The organism is Frankia sp. BMG5.60 (genome assembly GCF_059428125.1).
Genome location: NZ_CM182091.1, coordinates 7,564,537 through 7,586,132, shown reverse-complemented (window position 1 = coordinate 7,586,132; position 21,596 = coordinate 7,564,537). Strand labels below are relative to the sequence as shown.

Annotated in this window: 17 protein-coding genes; 3 read left to right on the top strand and 14 right to left on the bottom strand. The window is 73.9% G+C overall.

Annotated elements, in window-relative coordinates; all coding sequences use genetic code 11:
* Position 1 precedes the first annotated feature (1 nt).
* From AC5R91_RS31085 to AC5R91_RS31065, 5 genes are all read right to left on the bottom strand, one after another.
* Positions 2-1,237 carry a TAXI family TRAP transporter solute-binding subunit gene (locus AC5R91_RS31085; RefSeq protein ID WP_495394839.1) on the bottom strand — a complete coding sequence of 412 codons (1,236 nt, stop codon included), beginning with the start codon at positions 1,235-1,237 and terminating at the stop codon, positions 2-4.
* 260 nt (positions 1,238-1,497) lie between these two features.
* Positions 1,498-2,190, bottom strand: coding sequence for an alpha/beta hydrolase (locus AC5R91_RS31080; protein WP_495394838.1), 693 nt, complete (start codon positions 2,188-2,190; stop codon positions 1,498-1,500).
* A 695-nt stretch (positions 2,191-2,885) separates the two neighbouring features.
* Positions 2,886-3,497 (bottom strand): superoxide dismutase, encoded by a 612-nt coding sequence (locus tag AC5R91_RS31075; protein ID WP_495394837.1) that lies wholly within the window; start codon positions 3,495-3,497, stop codon positions 2,886-2,888.
* Positions 3,498-4,152: 655 nt separating this feature from the next.
* On the bottom strand, positions 4,153-4,635 hold the full coding sequence (gene bfr / locus AC5R91_RS31070; RefSeq protein ID WP_495394836.1) for a bacterioferritin: 483 nt from the start codon (positions 4,633-4,635) through the stop codon (positions 4,153-4,155).
* 400 nt (positions 4,636-5,035) lie between these two features.
* Positions 5,036-5,467, bottom strand: coding sequence for a response regulator (locus tag AC5R91_RS31065; protein WP_495394835.1), 432 nt, complete (start codon positions 5,465-5,467; stop codon positions 5,036-5,038).
* 286 nt (positions 5,468-5,753) lie between these two features.
* On the opposite strand from AC5R91_RS31065, the gene AC5R91_RS31060 reads away from it, so the two are divergent.
* Positions 5,754-7,259 (top strand): hypothetical protein, encoded by a 1,506-nt coding sequence (locus tag AC5R91_RS31060; RefSeq protein WP_495394834.1) that lies wholly within the window; start codon positions 5,754-5,756, stop codon positions 7,257-7,259.
* Positions 7,260-7,373: 114 nt separating this feature from the next.
* On the opposite strand, the gene AC5R91_RS31055 is transcribed toward AC5R91_RS31060, so the two are convergent.
* A complete protein-coding gene (locus tag AC5R91_RS31055) occupies positions 7,374-9,035 on the bottom strand; it encodes a CoA transferase (protein ID WP_495394833.1) in 1,662 nt (553 codons plus the stop codon).
* Between the two features lie 175 nt (positions 9,036-9,210).
* Positions 9,211-9,894: an AIM24 family protein gene (locus tag AC5R91_RS31050; protein ID WP_495394832.1), complete on the bottom strand. Its 684-nt coding sequence runs from the start codon at positions 9,892-9,894 to the stop codon at positions 9,211-9,213.
* Positions 9,895-10,591: 697 nt separating this feature from the next.
* Here AC5R91_RS31050 and AC5R91_RS31045 point away from each other — a divergent pair.
* Positions 10,592-10,981: a cytochrome C gene (locus tag AC5R91_RS31045; RefSeq protein ID WP_495394831.1), complete on the top strand. Its 390-nt coding sequence runs from the start codon at positions 10,592-10,594 to the stop codon at positions 10,979-10,981.
* A gap of 15 nt (positions 10,982-10,996) precedes the next feature.
* On the opposite strand, the gene AC5R91_RS31040 is transcribed toward AC5R91_RS31045, so the two are convergent.
* The 7 genes from AC5R91_RS31040 to AC5R91_RS31010 form a co-directional block, all read right to left on the bottom strand.
* Entirely contained in the window at positions 10,997-11,659 is a 663-nt protein-coding gene (locus AC5R91_RS31040) for a DUF5134 domain-containing protein (RefSeq protein ID WP_495394830.1), read from the bottom strand.
* 63 nt (positions 11,660-11,722) lie between these two features.
* Positions 11,723-11,959 carry a hypothetical protein gene (locus AC5R91_RS31035; protein WP_495394829.1) on the bottom strand — a complete coding sequence of 79 codons (237 nt, stop codon included), beginning with the start codon at positions 11,957-11,959 and terminating at the stop codon, positions 11,723-11,725.
* Between the two features lie 115 nt (positions 11,960-12,074).
* Entirely contained in the window at positions 12,075-13,886 is a 1,812-nt protein-coding gene (pruA, locus tag AC5R91_RS31030; protein WP_495394828.1) for an L-glutamate gamma-semialdehyde dehydrogenase, read from the bottom strand.
* A 37-nt stretch (positions 13,887-13,923) separates the two neighbouring features.
* Positions 13,924-14,859: a proline dehydrogenase family protein gene (locus tag AC5R91_RS31025; RefSeq protein WP_495394827.1), complete on the bottom strand. Its 936-nt coding sequence runs from the start codon at positions 14,857-14,859 to the stop codon at positions 13,924-13,926.
* Positions 14,860-14,953: 94 nt separating this feature from the next.
* Complete coding sequence (locus AC5R91_RS31020; protein WP_495394826.1) at positions 14,954-15,313, bottom strand: DUF742 domain-containing protein; 360 nt, start codon at positions 15,311-15,313, stop codon at positions 14,954-14,956.
* Between the two features lie 51 nt (positions 15,314-15,364).
* Positions 15,365-15,781: a roadblock/LC7 domain-containing protein gene (locus tag AC5R91_RS31015; protein WP_495394825.1), complete on the bottom strand. Its 417-nt coding sequence runs from the start codon at positions 15,779-15,781 to the stop codon at positions 15,365-15,367.
* Between the two features lie 77 nt (positions 15,782-15,858).
* Positions 15,859-19,911, bottom strand: coding sequence for a sensor histidine kinase (locus AC5R91_RS31010; protein WP_495394824.1), 4,053 nt, complete (start codon positions 19,909-19,911; stop codon positions 15,859-15,861).
* A gap of 336 nt (positions 19,912-20,247) precedes the next feature.
* Between AC5R91_RS31010 and AC5R91_RS31005 the strand changes: the two genes are divergently transcribed.
* Positions 20,248-21,588 (top strand): ABC transporter substrate-binding protein, encoded by a 1,341-nt coding sequence (locus tag AC5R91_RS31005; protein ID WP_495394823.1) that lies wholly within the window; start codon positions 20,248-20,250, stop codon positions 21,586-21,588.
* The last annotated feature ends 8 nt before the right edge of the window (positions 21,589-21,596 follow it).

The window sequence follows — 21,596 nt, the reverse complement described above, 5'->3', positions numbered from 1 at the left end:
GTCAGGACAGTCCGCAGTGCTGCTGCGAGGTGTACTCGCGCAGCGCGGACGCGACGGCGGGCAGGACCGGCACCAGGCAGAACACCGGGTTGCGCCAGAGCTGGCGGTACTCGCTGCCGCCCGCGTCGGTGTCGGATTCGAGCGCGTCGCTGTGGGCGTGGGCGACGGCGGCGGGTGCCGCCTGGCCCAGCACGCCCGCGAGCCACGGCCGGTCGGCCATGATCCTCGCCGCGGCGACGGCGAGCCCGGGGTCGACGGAGTCGCGGACCACCAGGCCGTTGGGGGCGCCGATCGTCGCCGTCGGCTGGTTCACCCCGCTGTACGTGCCGGCGGCGATCGTCCGGTCGGCGAAGATGCCCGGCGCGCCGTCGCGACGGACGAACCCGGCGCCGGCGACCTGCCCGTAGTACCGGTCCCAGTGCGTGCCGAAACCCTCGCGGTACCGGTCGATCGGGAGGAGCTGCAGTCCGCTCGCGGCACCGCCGAGCCGGCGGATCCGCTCGTCGAGGATCTCCGAGGGCGCCGCCACCCACACCACCGCCCGCACCGGGTCCGTGGACGACGCCGGATCGGTCAGCGAACCCATCCCCTCGCCGAGCGTCTGGTAGACGACGTGAGGCAGCGGCAGCTTCGGCGGCGTGAGCGCGCACACGTTGTCGAACAGCACGTCGTTCATCTGCAGGGAGCCGGACAGTTCCAGGCCGCCGGAGACGGTCTTGCCGCACAGGTCGCGCAGGCTCGACACCTCGCCCCGGCGGACGATGACATGCACGAGGTCGAAGTAGGCGGGTCCGAGCGTGCGCAGCCGGTTGACCTGGTTCAGGGTGCCGCGGCGGAACCGGGCCGCACTCTGGTAGTCGAACTGGTAGATGCCGAAGGTGGCGTCCACGGCGACGTTGAGCTGGGTCAGCGCGAGGGAGCACGGCGCGGCCCCGTCGTCCTGGAGCCGGTAGAGGTTGTCGGCGCTGCCGTCGGTGGCGACCGGGTCGACGGTCAGCCCCCAGCCGGGATGGCGCCGGACGAGCTCGCGGCCCAGCTCCTGGGCGACGACCCAGTAGGGGGAGTTCGCCTGCCCGGTGTAGATCTTCACGTTTCGGCAGCGCGTCCCCGGATCGTGGGAACTCCCGCGTGCCGGCACGAGCAGGACGACGAGCAGCGACGCTCCGAGCAGGCCGACCGCCAGGGCGGCGGCCGTGCGCGGCCGCCTCCGTGGCAGCGTCGGCGACGATGACGACACCCCGGTACCCCCGCTTCTCCCCGATCCCCGGCCCCCACAGCGGCGACCGCGGCGGCGCACGCGGGCCCGATGTGCGCTCAGTATGCCCGAGATATGCAGGCGCCTTCACGCTGGGAGACCGGCCGGCGCCACCGCGTCGGCGCGACCGGCACGATCACCGCAGCGCCCCGCACGAGGGCGCGGGGCGGGGGCGGGGGCGGGGCGGGGCGGGGGCGGGGCATCGCGGGGCATGGCGGGGGATGGGAGGCCGGGGGCCGGGCTCAGGCGTCCAGCAGGGACTCCAGGAACAGCACGGTGCGCGCCGCGACGCTGCGCCGTCCCGACCCGGTGAGCACGTCGTGGCCGCCGAGGACCACGTCGAGTTCGGCGCGCGGCGCGGTCCGGGTCGTCATCCGCACCAGGGGCAGGGGGCTGATCTCGTCGTCGGCGCCGTGCAGCAGCAGGATCGGCAGGTCGGGCAGGGCGCGCGGCGAGGGCTCCTCGACGGGCAGACCGGCCACGGGCAGGTGCAGCAGCGGCAGGCCGAGCAGAACCAGGCCATCGGGGCGCACGGCGGGCGAGCCCACCATCGCCAGCGCCGCCAGCGCGCCCGTGTCGGAGCCGAGCAACACGAACGGTGTGCCCGGCACCCGTCCCTCGACCAGGGCGGACACCCGGTTACCGCCGTCGGGGACGACGGTGAGCAGGTAGCCGTCGAGCGCCAGCCGGTCGGCGAGTGCGTCGAAGACCGCCGGGTCCTCCCCGCGGCCGGGCAGGGCAGCGATCGTGGCCCGGATGTCCCGGCGGGCGAGGGTGGCGCGGGCGGCCGGCCGCACGGGTGTCGCGACGGGGCTGCGCGGAGCGGGGGTCGCGGTGGAAGCCACGAGCGGGCGCGCGGAGCGTGGCGCCGCGACGGCGGGATAGGTGCCCGCCTGCCGATCGGCGAGGGACAGGGGCTGGAACGGCGACATCATCGGCGCCTGGTCTCCTTCGAAGGAAACGGATCGCCGCGGCCTGATCACCGGGCGTGCCGCGGACGCGGCAGGAGCATGGTCGTGCGTGGGGTGGCCGGTCCGGGCGGGTCACGCGAGTGGGCGTCCGGGCGGTGGCCTGGTCCCCCGCCTGTCCCAACGCCGAACGCGACGATGCCGGTTCCCGGGATACGGCCGGCTCGCCGGCCGAAGGACGAAGCGGCGCCGGCAAGCCAGCGGGAGCGGGGGCTTCAGGGATGGCGGGGAGGTCTCTCGGCGGCGGCCCACCCTCGTCTGACGGACGAGGTTTGGCGACCGACCGAAGGTCGGTCGCTCCCGGCGGATCAGCTCAGCGACAGCGCCAGGAGGAGGAGGACGGCGACAGGGAGACCCCGTGCCCGAGTCGAACGGACTGACGTGCGTCCACAGACATGACTACTACTCTGGGTAGTCGTGCCGTCATCCGTCAACTGGTTCTTGCTGTGCGCTACATCACTTTCGTGGATCACAGAACGGCGGAGCGCGTAACGACGGCAAGGGCACCACCCAAGCGGGTGATGCCCTCGCCGTGACTCGCCCACGACGCCGCGACGGGGCTCACCCCCGCCGCGCGCCTCGGCCCGTGCCCCCACCAGCCCGGGTCCGGTGGACCGGACTCGAGCGGGCGTGGACCCCGGGCGGCGGTGCTGCGATCAGACTCAGACGGCCGCCGCGGCCTTCGCCTTCGCGAGACGCTCGGCGACGTCGGCCCAGTTGACGATGTTCCACAGGGCCGCCGCGTAGTCCGCCTTGACGTTCTTGTACTGCAGGTACCAGGCGTGCTCCCACGCGTCGAACACCAGCAGCGGGGTGTTGCCGACACCGACGTTGCTCTGGTGGTCGTACACCTGCTCGATGAGCAGCCGCTGGCCGGTGGCGTCGTAGGCCAGCACCCCCCAGCCGGAGCCCTGCACCGTCGTGGTCGCCGCGTTGAGCTGCGCCTTGAAGGCGTCGAAGGACCCGAAGTCGGCGGTGATGGCCTCGCCGAGCGCGCCGTCCGGCTTGTCGCCGCCGTCCGGGGAGAGGTTCTCCCAGTAGATCGAGTGGAGAATGTGCCCGGAGAGGTTGAACGCGAGCGTCTTCTCCAGGCCGACGATGGCGCCGAAGTCGCCCTTGTCGCGCGCCTCCGCGATCTTCTCAAGGGTGTCGTTCGCACCCTTGACGTAGGTCGCGTGGTGCTTGTCGTGGTGCAGCTCGACTATCTGTCCGATGATGGACGGTTCAAGTGCGCCATAGTCGTACTTCAGGTCAGGCAGCGTGTACGTCGCCACTAGAGCACGATCCTTTCCATTCGCAAGGGATTTTTCGGGGGCACCCACGCGGGGGCTCCCGGCGGTTCAGGTGGGCGGTTCCGGCGACGTCGGCGGCCACCGGCCGGGCAGCCGGGGTCGGCGGGGCCTGGCGATGCCCATCGACCCTCTCCTCCTCCGGTGAGCCGCCGAGACGGCACCCTGTGGACGTCGACGTCAGGTGCTGCGAACGCCCGACTGGACACTATCGCCAGGAGGATCGGTCCTGCATAGCGAGACCGGACATCGTCCCGCGAGAAGGATCGCCCATAGCTCCGACCAATAACAGCCGGTGACGGCGACGAGGAGGCGGACGGGATTCGGTGACCCAGGGAACAGCCGAGCGGGCCGGCCGGGGTACCACCCCGTACGAACGTCCCCGACAATCCTCGGCGCCGCCCGTTCGGCCCCGCCCGCACGTGCGCGACGGGGCCGAACGGGCCGCAATAGGAGCCGCCGGGCCGCCAGCGGACCGCCCCAGCCGACCGGATCGGTCGGCGTGAGCCGCACCCGCTCGGACCGGTGACGCGCCCGGCCGCCGCACCGCGGTGCCCACGCGGCGGCGACGCCCCGCATGCCGGGGGCGTGGCGGGGCGCGCGCGTTCGGCGTCGCGGGCGGGGGTGGCCCGCGGAGGTGTCAGTCGTCCTCGTGGATCTGCTGGCTGAGGTAGTTGGCCGCACCGAGCTGGGAGATCAGCTCGAGCTGCGCGTCGAGCCAGTCGATGTGCTCCTCCTCGGAGACGAGGATCTGCTCCAGGAGGACCGCCGAGCCGATGTCGCCGCGCTCGCGGCTCAGCGCGATGCCGCCACGCAGCACGTCGACGGCCTCGAATTCACCGGACCGGTCGATCTCGAGCTGCTCGGGGACCGTCTCGCCGATGCGCAGCGTGTGCAGCCGCTGCAGGTTCGGCAGGCCGCCGAGGTAGAGGACACGCTCGATGAGCAGATCGGCGTGCTTCATCTCGTCGATGGACTCGTGGTAGTAGTGCTCCGCGATCCGCCGATAACCCCAGTTGCGCTGCATCCGGCTGTGCAGGAAATACTGGTTGATGGTTGTGAGCTCGTTCGTCAGCACACTGTTGAGCAGTTCTATGATTTCCGTGTCACCACGCGTCGCCATCGGTCCACACCTTTCCGTCGACTGTTTCCAGCCGGACGTCCCACACCGCGCCGGGGCGGGGCGGCCGGCTGCTCCGCTCACCCCGGCGGCCCGCGACCGGACACCGACCATCTGCGACGACGGGGACACAGATCGACCGGACCGGGCAGGCTTACGACCCTCGAGGCACCAGCAAATCACAAGGATGCGTAATTCGCAGCGAGCCGACACTCCCGACCCGTCACAACGATCCGAACATCGGTACAGGTAAGGCTGCCCGAAGCTAGGAGAGGCTACCCGTAGGTGGTATGCACGACGGGGACGATCCGCCGCAATCACAGCCGGGTTCACCACCGGGCGACCCCCGGGAATCGGCGTGCGATGCCCCGCCGCGCCCACTAATACGGCGGATGGGACGAGCTCAGCTTCCGGGCAGACGGACCAGGCCGAGATAGAAGTCGTCGATCCGATGAAGGGCCTGGATGAAGGCGTCGAAGTCGACGGGCTTGGTGACGTACGCGCTCGCGTGCAGACTGTAGCTGCGCAGCACGTCGGTCGGGGCGTCCGAGGTCGTCAGGACGACCACCGGGATGGTCAGCAGGACCGGATCCTCCTTGACCGACATGAGGACCTCCCGGCCGTCCATCCGGGGCATGTTGAGGTCGAGCAGGACCAGGTCCGGCCGGGGCGCCGCGGCGTCGCGCAGGAAGCGCATCGCCTCGACGCCGTCGGCGGCCACGTGCAGCTCGTGGTCGAACCCCCGGTCCGTCAGCGCCTCGGTGACCATGAGCGTGTCACCGGGGTCGTCCTCGACGAGCAGGATCCGGAACGAACGGACGGCGGTGGCGGACACTGATTCGCCTCTCCTGGCAGTCGTCGGCGTCCCGGGTGAACCGGCGCGGGGTCGGCGCTCACGCGCACTCGGCCACGATATCGCCGGGTGCCCGGTTCGTCCGGGCCTGTCCGCGGGCCGCGGCCGGCCTGGCCCGGGCGGGCGGCGGGCCACCCGTCCCCCGCAGGTCACGCGGTGTAACAATCCCGCCACGACCTCCGCCGCGCGGAGGGGGCTGGTTCGCGCGGTGGGTGCCTGCCCGGCCGCCACCCCGCCAGCTCGGGTCGGTCGGGAGGAGTCGCGTTCGATGTCCACGGGCCAGCGCGCCACCGCCGCCCTGTTGCTGGTCTGCGCGGTGTGCGGCGCGGTCGGCCTCACCGAGTTGCGCCATGCGCTCGACTACCCCGAGGTGCTCAGCGCACCTCCGGCCGACACCCTCGCGGTGGTGCGAGAGCACCGGCTGGCGATCGGCATCGGTGTCGTGCTCGCCGGCATCGCCGCGGGTCTGCTGCTGCCGATCACCGTGGGAATCGTCCGTCTGCTGCCGCGCGGTCCGCATCGCCCCCTGCTGACCGTGCTGGGCGCGGCGACCGCCGGCGCGCACCTCACCGGACTGCTGTTCTGGCTGATCACCGTGCCGGCGCTGGCCCGGCGCGCGGCGATCCCCGCCCAGGCGGACCATGCGTCCGCCGTCTTCGACACCGCACGCACACTGTTCGGGGTGATGATCGGTGAGGTCCTCGCCTGCCTGCTGACGGCGAGCTGGACGGTCGTCCTGCTGACCCGCGCGGCGCGGGCCGGCATGACCCGGCGGCCGGCAGCCCGACCCGCGTTGCCGAGAGCGGCCGCCATCGCTCTCACCGGCTGGGGCGGCCTCGCCGCGGGGGGTGTGCTCGGCGGGGTCCTGCTGCCGTTCGGGGTGGATGCCGCGGTCACCGGGCGCGTCGTCGGGGAGCTGCTGTGGTACCTGTGGCTCGTCGGGCTGGCGGTCGCCGTCGGGCATCTGGATCCCCGGTCGCTCTCGGCGGACCCGACCGCGGCGGCAGCGGCCGGCGGCCCCGCGTTGCCCACCGAACGGGTGGGCAACGACGCAGCCCATTCGGGCGGGGGCAGCCCGGGCCTGCCCGTCGGCAGCATGCCCGCCCGGGCCGCCCATGCCCCCGGAGGCGTCCCCTCGCCCCCGATTGCCCTCCCCACCGGGACCCTCCCCGCCGCGGCCCTCCCCGCCGGAGCCGTTCCCACCGGGGCCGGTCCCACCGGGGGCCCGACCTCCGACGGGGACCCGAGCCCCGCCGCGGCCGTCGCCGGGCGCGACGCTCGACTCTGCGAGCCGAGGTCGACCGTCGACGCCTTCTTCGACGCGGCCACCGAGATCTCCTGGAAGGACCCGCCCGCCGTCGACGGCGGGGCCCTGGACCGGACGGACCATGAGGGCACCCATCGGGAGGATCCCGGCGGCTCCGGCCCGGCTGATCGCGTGCATGCCGGCGACATCGTCGATCCCGACCGCCGACCGCTGCGTGCCGCCACCCAGCCGGCGGGTCGGCTGCTCGGCGACGACGCGCCCACCGACCCGGCGGTCGACGCGCCCACCGGCGAGGACCCCGGCCGGGCCACTCGATCAGCACCGCAGGAAGGTCTGACTCGAACGGGCGAGAAGGGCGGATCCGGTGAGACGGGCGTTGGCGAGGCGAGCGAGGCGGGTGGGAGGGACAAGACGGGCGAGGCGGCTGGGACGGACAAGGCAACCGAGGCGGGTGGGGCGAGCGAGGCGGGTGGGGCGAGCGAGGCGGGCCGAGAGGTCACCGGATGAGGCGTTTCGTCGGCGCGACCGGTCAGGGAGTGTGCCCGCGATCGGCCGGCAGCGTCACAGGGCCGCGAGAGGGCTGGACAACCGGGGCGGCGGCCGTGGCGGACCCCGTGGCCGTCACCCCGGGCACAGCGCGTCGACGACGGCGCGAGTGTCCGCCCCCGAGGCGGCGGCCCGCGCCCGGCCGGCCTCCCTCGCGCCGGTCCCCCCCTGCGGGGGACGCGGCGGCAGGACCCGCTGCGTCTGCCCCGCCTGGTGCACGGTCCAGCCGTCCCGATCGCCACCGGTGACCCTCCACGGCACCGACCCGGTCGGCTCCACCTCGCCGGGCGGGCCCATCCCCTGATCGGGCGGTGCGGCCACCCAGGCGGCCACCTCCCGCATGGCGACGTCGAGCAGATGGCCGCCGCCGCCGAGCACGGAGGCAGCCACGGCGAGCGCGGCGAACAGGCCGGTGAGCGGGTCGGCGATGGCGTCGCCGCAGAACACCGGGCTCGCGGTGCCACCGCCGCCGGAGCGGTCCCACGCGACGAGACCACCCGCCACCGCGGCATCGTCGCCGAACGCGACGGGGTCGGGGCCCGGATGGGCGCTGGCGTAGGCCCGCCCGTAGCCGGTGACGCTCACCCAGGTGCGCCCGGCTCGGGCGGCGACGAGCTCCGCGGCGTCGAGCCCGAGCTGGGCCAGGGCACGCGGCCGCGACGACTCGATGACGACGTCGGCCCGATCCACCAGGCGACGCAGCATGGCCCGGTCGCCCGGGGTCGTGAAGTCCAGGGCCACGCTTTCGTGGCCGGCGTGCAGCCAGTCGTAGAACTCGGGGTCGCCGCGGCGTGCCCCGTCCGGTCTGTGCACGCTTTCGACCTTCACCACCCGCATCCCGGCCTCGCCGAGCAGGTGCGCGCACAGCGGACCCGCCCACATGGCGGACAGGTCGACGACCAGCGGTCGTTCGGCGCTGACGCCTGGCGCGGCCCCCACGGCCCCGATCAGGGGCGACGCCGGCGCAGACGCCGTAGGCCGGGTGGCTCGAGTCGGCCGGGAAACCTGTGTCGGCAGGGTCCGAACCGGCCTGGGCCGGCGGGGCCCGTCCAGCTCGCCGGCTGGGATGGCGAGCAGCCGTGCGATGTCGACCACATCGGCGGCCGGCCGGGCGGCCACCGCCGCGCTCAGTACCGTCCACGCCTGCTCTACGGGATGCAGGCACGGGTCGGCCGACACGAGTCCGATCTGATCCCCAAGAGCGCCGACAAGGGCGTCCACGGCGTCCACGTCGTGCGGCCGCGCGAGGTTCACGGCGATCCAGCCGTCCGCGGCCGGCAGCAGGCGGCAGCTCCCGTTCGCCGACCAGGTGCCCCGGCGGTGCAATCCCAGCAGCGCGGCCCGACCGCCCAACAGCGTGGCCACATCGGGCCGGACGGCCCGGCCGAGTTGCCGGGACAACTCCGTGAACAACCGGGCCGCCGCCTCGGCTCGGCCGAGCACCGGGCCGTCGGGAACCAGCGGGGCCCGTCCGGGCGGGCCCGTGAGCCACATCAGCCCGCTGGCGGCCCAGCCCAGCGCGGCTGGCAACCCGGCTGTCCCCCCGGTGCGGGCGGTGTCCGGCGCCGGCGGGTCGACGGCGACCGGCAACCCCTGGCCGGCGAGCATCGATCGCAGCTCGTCGAGCAGCACGTCGGGTCCGGGCTCGACGGAGCCCTCCGTGCGAGTCCCCCGTGCGGGCCATCCGGCTCGTCCGGCCAGGGCGGCGCCCGCCGGAGGCGTTGCTGGCGACGACATCTCGGCTCCCTGCACGATCACGATTCCTGCGCCGCGGTCCCTACTCTGCGTTGCATGCGCGACGTTGCGGAGGCAACGTACTTCCGCGACGTTGCGTCCGCGACGTTGCGTCCGCGACGTTGCGTCCGCGACGTTGCGTCCGCGACGTTGCGTCCGTGGCGGTACGGCAGGCGGGTCAGTGCCTTTCCTGGGCCGTGCCGGCGGCCGGAGTCTCGCCGCACTGGACGACGACGAAGCCCCCCCGACCGGAGTACTCGATCTGCGCGAGCTCCCCGGAGCTGCGCCCCACGAGGTTGCCCATCTTGAAGGTGGACACGACCCGGGTGCGCACGCCCGCGGTCCAGGCGACGGCCGCGTCCCGGTCGACGCACACCGGCTCGTCCGTCGGAAGTACCAGCGGGGAGCCCAGGCAGAGCACGGCCACTCCGCCGGTGCCCGAGACCTCGGTGTTGAACACCCCACCGGCGATCATCGCCCCGAGCCCACCCGAGGTCGTGGTCACCTTGTAGCGCACCCCGGACTCGAGCGCGAGCAGGCTGCGGCCGTTGACCGTCAGGCTGTCGTGGTCGAGGGTGAAGATCGAGATGTGGCTGCCCGACTCGGCGAACCAGACGGTCCCGCGGCCGGTGACCTTCATCAGGTCCTGGCCCTCGCCGGTCACCGCCCGCCGCAGGAACCCACCCACGCCCTGGCCCTTGTAGGCGAAGTCGAGCCGCCCCCGGTAGGCCACCATCGACCCCTGCTTGGCGTACGTCTGCCCACCGTCGAGGCGGACCCGCAACATCCGGTCGCCCTCCTCGAGAGCGAACGGTGGGCCCGCGGGCTGGCCGTTCGCGAAGTGTCCCAGCGGGTGTGTCATGCCTCCATTGAACGCCCCGCCACCCATCCGTTCGGGCGGTACGTCCCGATGCCGGACGCCTTTCCCTTCGCGGCCGGCCGGAGTGCGGCGTCAGCCCGAGGACCCCGACCAGGGCCACGGCCATGACCCCGCGCAACGGACGGGACGGCAGACACCTGATGTGCCCACAGCCGCCGATGGCCGGAGCGGGCGCGGCTCGGCCGACACAGGACTGTACCCACCCCGCCCGTGGCCGGCTGCGGTGCCATACAGGCCGGTTTACCGAGCCCGGACCGAATGCAAGGCACCGCAACGAGCAATCCGCACCGCAACCGCCGACTCCATTGCAGTGGACACAGCACTTTGTTTTCCTTCCGGGAGGCACCGAATGCGCCGGAAACAGCGCCGGCAGGGCGATCCGGGCAAGACCGGCACGCACGACGCCAACCGTGCGCAGACGATTGGTGAACCAGCACGGACTCGTGCCCGACGAGGCAGGCGGCGACGGGTCGATCGGCGGCGCACCGACCACACAGCGGCGATGCCTTCGCGCATGACTCCCTCGGGCGACGTCACCGATCGCTGCCCGCGCGCGGCGCCCACCGGGCTCAGGCCACGACGGCTCAGGCCACGACGAAATCAGTCGCGTCGGTGGTGTGCGCATCCCGGAACGAGGGGAGAAACGGGATATCAGGTTCCTTCGATGAAACGGTGTGCTATGCGAGCTCTGGGTGCGGTGACCGCGTTCTGTACCGTCCTGCTCGTCGGGGCCGGCGTCGTCGGCCGGCAGACCTCCGCGGACGGTCGGTGGGGATACGTGGTGGTGGTCGTCCTCGCCGCGCTGGCGGCCGGACTCGCCGCCCGCCTGATTCCTGGCCGCCATCATGGTGCCGTCGAGCTGGACTGCCCGCGCTGCCGTGGCGAGGGGCAGGCCTTCTACGGCGTGGGTCGCGAGACCTACCGGCGCCGCTGCCGTGCCTGCCATGGGCGGGGCTCAGTGCGGGGTGGCCAGGCGGGTTCGGCCCGTTGGCCGGTGCCGGAGACGGCCGGGGACCCGCCTACCCTGCCGATGGCGGAGCCGGAGATGAGCACGACCTCGGCGCGATGAGCGCGGACCTCACCCTCAGACCAGCATGAGCAGCATCCCGCCAGCCATGATCAGCCGGGACGCGGCGGGGGTGATGGGGGCAGGGGCGGCGTCCCAGGCCGGCCGGGCCCGGCGCAGCAGCGGCCCGCCGACGGCCGCGACCGCGGCGACGGCGAAGACGACGGCGAACCAGCCGGACAGATCGCCGGGGTCACCGAGGTCACCGAGGTCACCCACCGGCCACCGGCCCGAGCGGGCCATGCACGCCATCGCCAACGCCTCGACGACCAGCATCGAACAGCACGACCAGCGGGCCGGCTCGCAGCAGGCGGGGTTCGTCAGGACGAGGACGAGAAACACCCCGGCGAGGGCGAGATAGGTCAGCGCGAACGCCCCCGAGGACGCCACCCCGGACGGACCGACGAACATGACCGCCATGCCCACCGCGACGATCGTGTGACCGATCTCCACCGGCACGAACGCGGCCACCCGGCCCCGCAGCACCTGGCGGACGAACGCCGGGACGTGGTGCGCCCGGCCGTCGTCGGTGACGATGCGGGTGGCGTGGAACAACGCGACGATGCCCATCGCGGCGGCGGCGACGAGCGCCACGGCCGTCGGAAGCTGCTGCGAGGACAGCGCCGCGGAGTGATGGTGCGTCACCGCGGCGGGCGGCAGGTGCCGGACACCCGGCCGCATGCCCGGACGGCGCCCCGGACCGCGACCCACCCGCTCCCCCGGCGGGGCAGGCCGCCGGGCATCTCAGCCCACGCCCAGGGCGAGTTCCGCGTCGACGAGCTCGGTGATGCGGCCGGCGCGCGCCTCGTCGACGATGACCTGGAGCTGCTCGACGCTCATCTGGATCCGCTGCCCGAAGTCGTCGGTCAGCACGATGCGGCGCTCCGCGGACGCGGTGTGGTCGACGAACAGCTCCGGACAGCCGCAACTGCACTTTCCGCAGAAGGTCAGGACGTGGCGGGAGTTCTCGGCTGCGGGCATGTCGACTCCTGGATCGGAGGAGGGAGCGATGGCGCCAGTTTAGAGATCCACAGATCCAGTTGTCCTTACGTTCATCAGGTTTCCGGCAGTTGTCGTTTTGTTCACTAACGTTTGCTCATGGACGGCCGCCGCGCCTGTCGGCGGGCGGATCCGCGCCGTTCGGGCCGGACGAGCGGTCCGCGACGCCGCCACCACCCCCGCCCGCTCCGCCGCCCGCCGCCCCGCCGCCCGCCGCCCGGCCGGCCGCCCGGGCCGTCACCGCGAGACCGGAGGCGACGCCACCGCCGCCCATGTGCGGATGGCCGTGCACGACCGGCGGACACAGGTTTTCCTTGACCACCCGGGAGCTGACCCAGCGCAGGAGGTTCTGGGCGGAGCCGGCCTTGTCGTCGGTCCCCGACCGGCGCGCCCCGCCGAACGGCTGGCGCCCGACGACCGCCCCGGTCGGCTTGTCGTTGATGTAGAAGTTGCCGGCGGCGAAGCGCAGCACGTCCTCGGCGCGGGCGATCGCCGCGCGGTCGGTGGCGACGACCGCGCCGGTCAGCGCGTAGGGGGACGTGCGGTCGACCAGGCGCAGGACGTCGTCCCAGGCGTCCGGCCGGGAGTCGTCGTAGACGTGGACGGACAGGATCGGGCCGAACAGCTCGCGGGTGAACCACTCCCGGCCCGGGTCGGTGCCGACGAGGATCGTCGGGCGCACGAACCAGCCGATCGCGTCGTCGCACTGGGCGCCCGCGAGCACGGTGACGGTGGAGTCGCTGGCGGCGCGGGTGCAGGCGGCGGCGAGCCGGGCGTACGCCCGCGCGTCGATGACGGCGCCGGTGAAGTGGTCGAAGTCGTTGACGTCGCCGACGGACAGGGCCTCGGTGGCCGCGGCGAGCTCGGCGTCCATCCGCCGCCACAGGCTCGCCGGGACGTACGCCCGCGACGCCGCCGAGCACTTCTGCCCGCTGTACTCGAACGCGCCGCGCACCAGCGCCGTGCGCAGCACGTCGACGTCGGCCGAGGGATGCGCGACGACGAAGTCCTTGCCCCCGGTCTCCCCGACGATCCGCGGGTAGGACCGGTAGCCGTCGAGGTTGTCCGCGACGGCCCGCCACAGCCGGGTGAACACCGCGGCGGAGCCGGTGAAGTGCACGCCGGCGAGGTCGGGGTCGGAGAACACGACGTCGCTGACCGGCTCCCCCGAGCCGCCGACGAGGTTGATGACCCCGGGCGGCAGGCCGGCCGCCTCCAGCAGCCGCATGAGGAAGTGCGCGGCGAACGCCTGGGTCGGCGCCGGCTTCCAGACGACCGTGTTGCCCATGAGAGCGGGCGCGGTCGGCAGGTTCCCGGCGATGGCGGTGAAGTTGAACGGCGTGACCGCGTAGACGAACCCCTCCAGCGGGCGCAGGTCGAGACGGTTCCACTCGCCGGCGGCGCTGCGCGGCTGGGCGGCGTGCAGCTCGGCGGCGAACATCACGTTGAACCGCCAGAAGTCGATCAGTTCGCAGGCGGCGTCGATCTCGGCCTGCTGGCAGGTCTTCGACTGGCCGAGCATGGTGGCGGCGTTCAGGGTGTCGCGCCAGGGTCCGGCGAGCGCGTCGGCCGCACGCAGGAACACCGCGGCCCGGCCGGTGAAGCCGAGGTCGCGCCAGGGACCCGCGGCCTGTTTCGCCGCGGCGACCGCCGCGGCCGCGTCGGCGTGGGTGCTCTCCCGCAGCGTGCCGAGTACACGGCGGTGCGCGTGCGGCTGGACGACGTCGCGCGGCGGCCCGCCACCCGGGCGGCTGTGCCCCCCGATCGTGTTGGTCAGCTCGAGATGCTCACCGCCCAACCGGAGCAGGGCCCGGCGCAGCCCGGCGCGCTGCGCCGAACCCGGGGCGTAGGTGTGGACCGGTTCGTTGTCGGCCACGGGCACCGACCCCGCGCTCACGCCTGCCGGCACGGCTGCCTCCCTTCCCGCGCCCGCCCGGCGCGGCCCGTCAGGAACCGTGCCGGCTGCCCAGCGCCCGCACGGCCAGCAGCAGGTTGGCGGGTTTCTCCACCAGCCGCCGCGTCAGGTAGGGCACGCTGTCCGGCCCGTACGGCAGGTACACCCGCACCGTCGCCCCGGTTGCCGCGAGCCGCCGCTGCTCGCCGGGACGCACCCCGTGCAGGAGCTGGTACTCGTAGGTCGCCGGCGCCCGCCGCAGTTCTGCGGCCAGCCGGCCGGCGACGCCGATCAGCGCCGGGTCATGGGTGGCGATCATCGGATATCCCGGCCCGGCGAGCAGGATGCCCAGGCAGCGTGCGTAGGCGGCGCGGACGGCCGGCCGCCCGCGGTGCACGGTGCCGGCCGGCTCCCGGTAGGCCCCCTTGCACAGCCGCACCCGCGAACCGGCCCGGGCCTGGTCGCGGCAGTCGCCCTCGGTGCGCAGGAGCTGGGCCTGCAGCACCGCGCCGACCGACGGGAAGTCCCGGCGCAGCTCGACCACCGTGTCCAGCGTCGCGTCGGTGGTGGTGTGGTCCTCCATGTCGACGGTGACGGTGGCGTTCACCGCCGCCGCCCGGGCGCAGATCTCCGCGGCGTTCTCGTAGGACAGCTTGCGGCCGTCGCGTGGCACGGCCTGGCCGAGCGCGGACAGCTTGACCGACAGGTCGAGCCCCGCGGCGATGCCCGCCCGGTCGGCCAGGTCGAGCAGCCGCAGGTAGGCCAGGACCGTGGCGAGCGCGTCGTCCGGCCGGGTGACCCCCTCGCCGAGCAGGTCGACCGACGCCAGCAGGCCGCGATCGGCCAGCCGCGCGGTGGCGGCGACGGCGTCGGCATCCGTGGGACCGGCGACGAACCGGTCGACGACCCCGGCCGCGAGCGGCCCCCGGGCGAGCACGGCGCGCGCCGGCGGGCTGGCGACCAGCCGGGGAACGACACGGCGGATCACTCCAACCCTCCGACCTCAACAACAGGCGACGAGACAGGCACAACCAGTAGCCTTGCCCAGGCGGTGTGTCCTGTCCAACCGGGGGGCAGCGGCCTCAGAGCCGGCGCAGGTTCGTCAGGACGCGGTCGAGCAGCGCCATCTCGGGCGCGCCGGTGGGCATGGTGAGCTGGGAGATGTCGACGAGGCGGTCGGCCGCCGCGTCGGCGACGAGGACCCGCACGACGCCCACCGGCAGGCGCAGCGCCGCGGCGATCTCGATCACCGACTGCGGCTGGACGCACATCGCGACGATCGACTTCTGTTCCAACAGCAGCGCGGGCAGCCGCGCCAGGCCGAACGGCGTCGTGGTCACCATGGCCTCGAGCGCCAGCAGGCGGGACGGCCGCGCCCGGCCGCGGGTCGCCGTGTACGGCCGGACGAGTTCCCCCGACGGCTCCGCCGCGTCCCCGTTCATCCGTTCACCCGCTTCCCCGAGGCCATGGCTGTCACCGGCGGCCGGTCGGCGTCAGACGCTCTCGCGCGTGTCGGCGCGCCGCGCCGGGGTCAGCGCCTCCCGGGTGCGGGCGACAAGCACCGTCATCTCGTACCCGACCAGTCCGATGTCGCAGGTGCTCGTGGCGAGCACCGCCAGGCAGGACCCCTCACCGACGGCCATGAGCAGCAGCGACCCCTGCACCATCTCGACGACCGTCTGGGTCACCGAGCCGCCCTCGACGAAGTCCGCGGCCGCCAGGGTCAGGCTGAACAGCCCCGAGGCGATGGAACCGAGCTGCACCGCCCGCTCGCGGGGGAAGCCGCTGCACACCGCGAGCAGGTGACCGTCCGAGGACGCGACGATCGCGTTCGCCACACCGGGGACGAAGTCGACGAAGTTGTTGATGAGCCAGTCGAGTGAGGGGATGTCCGGATCTGCGTCGGTCACGGCTGTCCTCCAGGCTGCGGGGTCGGGGTGGACGGGGAATCGGGGTCAGGGTTCGTACGGACGGGGCTCGGCCGGGCTCAGCCGTCCCCGTTGCCGTCCTCCGCGGCGGCTGGTGCAGTCCCTCGGGCGTGGTGGATGCCTTCGTAGAGCCGGCTCAGCCGCCCGCGGATCCGCTCGGGTGCGACGCCCGGGTCGGGCGTCGCCGACGACGAGGCGGCGGAGCCGAGGAACACGCTCGGACCGGCCGCGCCGCCCGACTGCCCCGTCGGCGGACCGATCGGGATCTGCCCGGGGATGGGCACGGTCTTCGGGGTGCGGATCGGCAGCCCGGACGCGGTGGAGGTCCGCCGCGGCCCCGTGGTCGACCCCGCACCCGGTCCGGTGCCGGGGCGGGGCGACGAAGGCCCAGGCTTCGACGCGACGAACGGCCCCGTCCCGGCAGCCTGCTCGGGCGCCGGAACGGCGAACCGCCCCGGGTTCGGTGCCGGCGCCGCGATCGGCTCGGACACCAAGACCGGCTCAGGCGCCGCCGGCGGCTCGGGCATCGCCACCAGCCCGGGCCCCGCGAACCGATCGGCGGCCACGGCCGGGCCGGCCAGCGGCCCAGCGGCGGCCAGCGGCCCGGAGCCGGCCAGCGGTAGGGCTGCGTCGAATGTGCGGGGCGCAGCGAACGGCTCTGGGGCCCACCGCTCGACTCCGTACACCCGGCCGGCGGCAGGGATCGCCCGGCCGGGCGCCACGGCCAGCTCATCGCGCACGAACCAGTTGAACGGCTCAGCCGACTCGTCGAGGGCCGGCGGCTGTAACCCGGTGGCATCGGCGAGCCGCGCCCACGGCCCGGCGGTTGGCGATCCTGCGGCCGACGTGGCGGCGCGCGACCTGGCCGCGGGCGACGTGGCGGGTGCGGCGACGGCCCAGGCCGGATGGAGCGCCGGGGCCGACACCGCCGGGAACGCCGGCAGGGAGGTGGTGGGCAGCGCGAGGTCGACGTCCACGTCGGACGCGTCTGGGGCTGGCGGAGGGGTGGGCACGGCGGCGGTCGACACGTCGGCGGCTGTGGCGGCGGTGGTCGGGGGCGGCTCCGCGGCGGTCGATACGTCGGCGGGTGCGGTGGTGGTGGTGGCCGGGGCCGGCTTCTCGACCGCGGGCGCCGCGTCCTCGGCGGCGCTCGGGTCGGGCTGCGCTCCCCCGGCACGCGCGCGATCGAGGGCAGCCCGTTCGCGTCGCCGGTCGAGCGCGGCGACGGCCTGGGCAATCGAGGGCAGCCCCACCCCGGCCCCGTCCCCGGCCGGCGCCGTTGCGGCAGGCCCCGCCGCCGGGTTGCCGGTGGGCCGGTCGACGCCGCCGCGGCCGGCGAGATCCGTGAGGTCGGCGAGGTCGTCGTCGGTGAGATCGATGCCGCGCGGCCGGAACCATTCGGCGGTCGGCGTGTACGGGGCGAAGGCGCCCGAGGTGTGCCCCGCGCCGGACGCGGGGACCTGGCCGAAGCCGGGGCTCCCACCGAACGAGGACGTGTCGCCGGGCGGGGACGTGTCGCCGGGCGGGGACGTGTCGCCGGGCGGGGACGTGTCACCGAGCGATGGCGCGTCGGCAAGGGATGGCGCGTCGGCGAGGAAGGACGTGTCGCCGACGCCGGCGGAGCCGTCACCGAAGGCGGGGCTGTGTCCGTTGTGGCCGTTGCGGACGGCGCGCCGCGGCAGCGGATCGGCGGAGCCGTTCGTGATCGTGCCGTCGATCAGGGGGGCGCCCGGATGGGGCGCCGGCGCGGCGAGGGGAGCGCGCAGGGACGTGCCGGGCGGGAGGTCTGCGAGCGGTGCCGGCGGCGCGCCGGGCAGGCCGGTGCGGGTCGGCTCCGCGTCGGACAGCGCCGTCCCGGGTAGCTGCTCACGCCGCGCCGGCGCGGGCGGGCGGGCCTCGGCGGCGGAGCCGGGCGCCACGAGCAGCGGCGCGGGCAGCCGCACGGATGCCCGCACCCCGCCGGCGTCCGAGCGGCTCAGCCGCACCTCGATGTCGTGACGGTCGGCGAGGCGGGCGACGACGAACAGGCCGAGGCGCTGGGCGATGGAGAAGTCGAACAGCGGCGGGTGGGCGAGGCGCTGGTTGACCGCGGTGAGCTCGCGCTCGGACATCCCGAGCCCGCCGTCGTCGATGGTGATGAGCACCCCGCCGTCGTCGAGGACGGCCGCGAGGTCGACGGACAGGTAGGGCGGCGAGAACTGCGCGGCGTTCTCCAGCAGTTCGGCCACCAGGTGGACGACGTGGTTGACGGAGTCCGCGGCGATCCGCGCGTCCGGCACGTCGATGATCTGGATCCGCTCGTACTGCTCGATCTCGCCGAGGGCGGCCTGCAGCACGTCGCCGAGCGGCACCGGCCCGGCGCGGCGCCGCCCCGGCCCGGTGCCGGCGAGGACCAGCAGGTTCTCGCTGTTGCGGCGCATCCGGGTCGCGAGATGGTCGAGCCTGAACAGGTTCTCGAGCTGCAGCGGGTTCTCCTCTGCGGCCTCCAGCCGGTCGATGAGGGCGATCTGCCGCTCGATGAGGCTCTGGCTGCGCCGGGAGAGGCTGAGGAACAGGGTGTTGACGTTGCGGCGGAGGCCGGCCTGCTCCGCGGCGAGGCGCACCGCCTCCCGCTGCAGTTCGTCGAAGGTGCGCGCGACCTCCCCGATCTCGTCGCGGGAGTCGACACCGATCGACCGGATCGTCGTGTCGACCTGCTCCGGGTTCGCCGTCTGCAGCTCGGAGATCAGGCGCGGCAGGCGCACCTGGGCGACGTCGAGGGCGCCGCTGCGCAGGCGGCGCAGCGGGACGGTCATCGTCCGCGCGATCAGCAACGTCCACACGATCGCGCCGACGGTGATCACGAGGATGAGCGCACCGATCATGGCGGTGCGCCGCCAGGCGTCGGAGCGCAGGTGCCGTGCGGAGTGGGTGACGTTGTCGAGCAGGTCGGACTCGACGGTGCGCAGCAGCTCGATGTGGGTCGTGCTGGCCGCGAACCACTGGTCGGGATCGATGTCGAGGTCGGTCAGCCGCTGGCGCTGGACGGCCCGTTCGGAGATGCGCTTGACCGTCAGCACCGCCTGACCGTTGACGATCTGGTCGAAGCGGGCACGGTCGTCGGGGCGGGCGGCGGCGCGGAAGCCGTCCTGCGTCGCCTGCTCCTGGGCGAGCAGCCCGGCCAGCCGGTCGGAGGCGCCGAAGGCGAACCGCTGCGCGAAGCTCGTGGCGAACAACTCGCCGCGGATCTCGGAGTCGATCTCCTTCAGCGTCGACACGTCGTTGAGGACGGTCGCGGCGTAGCGCAGGTCCTCGTCGTCGCGGTCCTGCCCGATGCGGTCGTCGAGGCCGAGCAGGTCGGTGATCGTGGTGGAGTACTGACGGAAGATCGCGTCCGTGGACAGGCCGCCGGTCTGCACGGACCGGCGCAGCGCGGGCAGCCCGGCGAGGTCGCCCTCGACCCGGTCGGTCACCCGCCCGGTGCCGGCGCCGAGGTCGCCGACGGAGGAGCGCAGGGTGCCGCGGAACCTGCCCACGGCCGCGTCGACGGCCCGCTGCTGGCCGTCAAGCCGGCCGGTGAGCGAGGTCTCCGGGTCCGCGCCGCGGCCGCTGCCGATGAACCCGACCGCGAGGTCACGTTCCAACTGGAGCTCGTGCACCGTCGCCGTGACGTCACGGCCGAGCTTCGCCGCGGTCACGTCGCGGCCGTAGCTGGCGGCGTTGGACAGCCAGGTCGTGCCCGCGAGGATCCCGAGCGCCAGGAACGCCGCCGTGGGCACGGCCAGCGCGGCGAAAAGCTTCCCGCGCACGGGCAGGTCGCGCAGACTCACCCGCCGGCGCCGCCGCGGCCGGGCGCGCCGGCCACCCACCCCCGGACCGCCGGAGGCGGCCGGCGGCGCGGAGCGAGCCGGGCCGGGGCCGGGGCCGGGGCTGGGGCCTGGGGCCAGCGGGCCGGTGGCGGCGGTCATCGCGCCCGCCGCGGCACCCGGGCGGGCAGCGAGGGGCCGCGCGCGCGCGCCGGCGCCATCCCGGCCCCGGCCGAGGCTCTGACCACCGTCGAGGCCCTGACCACCGTCGAGATCCCGGCCCCCGTCGGGGACTCCGCGGGAGGTGTCCGGCGGCTCGCCCGTCACGTCCCGCCCCTTTCTGGCTCGATCACGCGCCCCGTACCTCTCCGCCTCTCGAACGCCCGAATACCGACCCCGGAACCCCGGGCGGCGCCTGGTGAGCGCCGCCGCCGCTCGGGGCCCTGCGCACCCGCCCGCGCGACGTTCGGCGTCGCCGCGGTTGGCGAACCAAAAGGCTATTTGCGCACCGGACGCGACTGCCAGCGGGGTCACTTGACGAACGGGCTCGCAATCGTCCGGGATGAGCCAACCCCGCTGCGCTTGACCGGCGTCAAACCACTAGTGTCGTCGCGGTCGCTGTAGCTTTCACCCCTCACTCCAGGCGGGCGCACGGGGAGCGTGATGATCCACGGTTTTCGAAGGGCGGGCGCGGCGGGTGTTGCGCTGCTCTGCATCGCCGCACTCGCCGGCTGCGGCGGTGGCGACAATCCCGGGCCGCCCGCGGTTTCCGGCGAGGTCAAGATCGGTCTTCTCGCCCCGTTGACGGGCGGGAACGTGGAAGCCGGCCGCGACGCCCAACGGGGAGCGGAACTCGCCAGCCGGCTCATCAACACCGGAGAAGACTGGTCCGGATACCCGGCCGGGCGAATCTGGGGACCCGCCGGTCACGCCCGGCTGTCGATTGTGACGTTGGACACGAAAAGCGACCGGCAACGCGCGGCGGACGGTACGGCGACCCTGGTGAACGGCGACGGCGTGGCCGGCGTCATCGGTGCGTTCGGCGCCGAGGCCACCCTGGACGCCAGCCAGCGGGCCGAGCGGCTACAGACCCCGTTCATCAGCGGCGATGCCCCGTTCACGGCACTCACCGAGCGCGGGTTGAGCTGGTTCTTCCGGGCCGGACCCGACGCCGCGGACTACGGCGGCGCCTTCCTGTCCCTGCTGCGCAACGCCGAACAGCCTGGTCAGGCGCGTCGACGGGTGGCCGTGCTCTACAGCAACGACGCGACCGGCACCGACCTGAACTCCACCATCGCCGAGTACGGCGAGGAGGCCGGCTACCAGATCGTGGCAAGCGCCCCCTACGAACCCGGCGACGCCGATCCCGCCGCCGCGGTGGAGACGGTCCGGGCCGCCGCGCCCGACGTCGTCCTCCTGGCGACGGCCTCCGGCGCGACGGAAAGGCTCGGAAGCGCGTTCCAGGCCGCCGGGTATACACCGCCCGCCGTCGTCGTTTACGGCGCCCCCGCGGACGCCGCCCGGCTCGCCGCAATCCCCGGGTTCGCGGGCCGGGTGAGCAGGCAGGTCTCGTGGTCGCTGCCCATCACCCGTGCCAACCCACTCGCCGCGGCAGTCACCGAACGTTATCAGCATGACTTCGGGACGACGATGACGGCGGAGGCGGCGACCGCCTTCACCGCGGTGACAATCTATGCCCGGGCAATCGAGGACGCCGACAGTTCCGCACGGGAGCGGATACGCTCCGCACTTGTCGCGATCGATCTCCCGGGGGCCGCGACCATCATGCCGTGGAACGGTGTCCGTTTCGACGGAACCCACCAGAACACACTTTCCGCAACGGCCATCGAACAGGACACCGACGGAACCTTCGCCACCGTCTATCCGCGCGACCTGGCCACAACATCGGTCAATTGGCCGCCGCCGGGAAGCCCGGTCCCGACCGCCCTCGCCGCGGCCGGATCGGGAACACGGGCGGCATCGACCGAGGCACGGAACGGTTAGGCCCACGG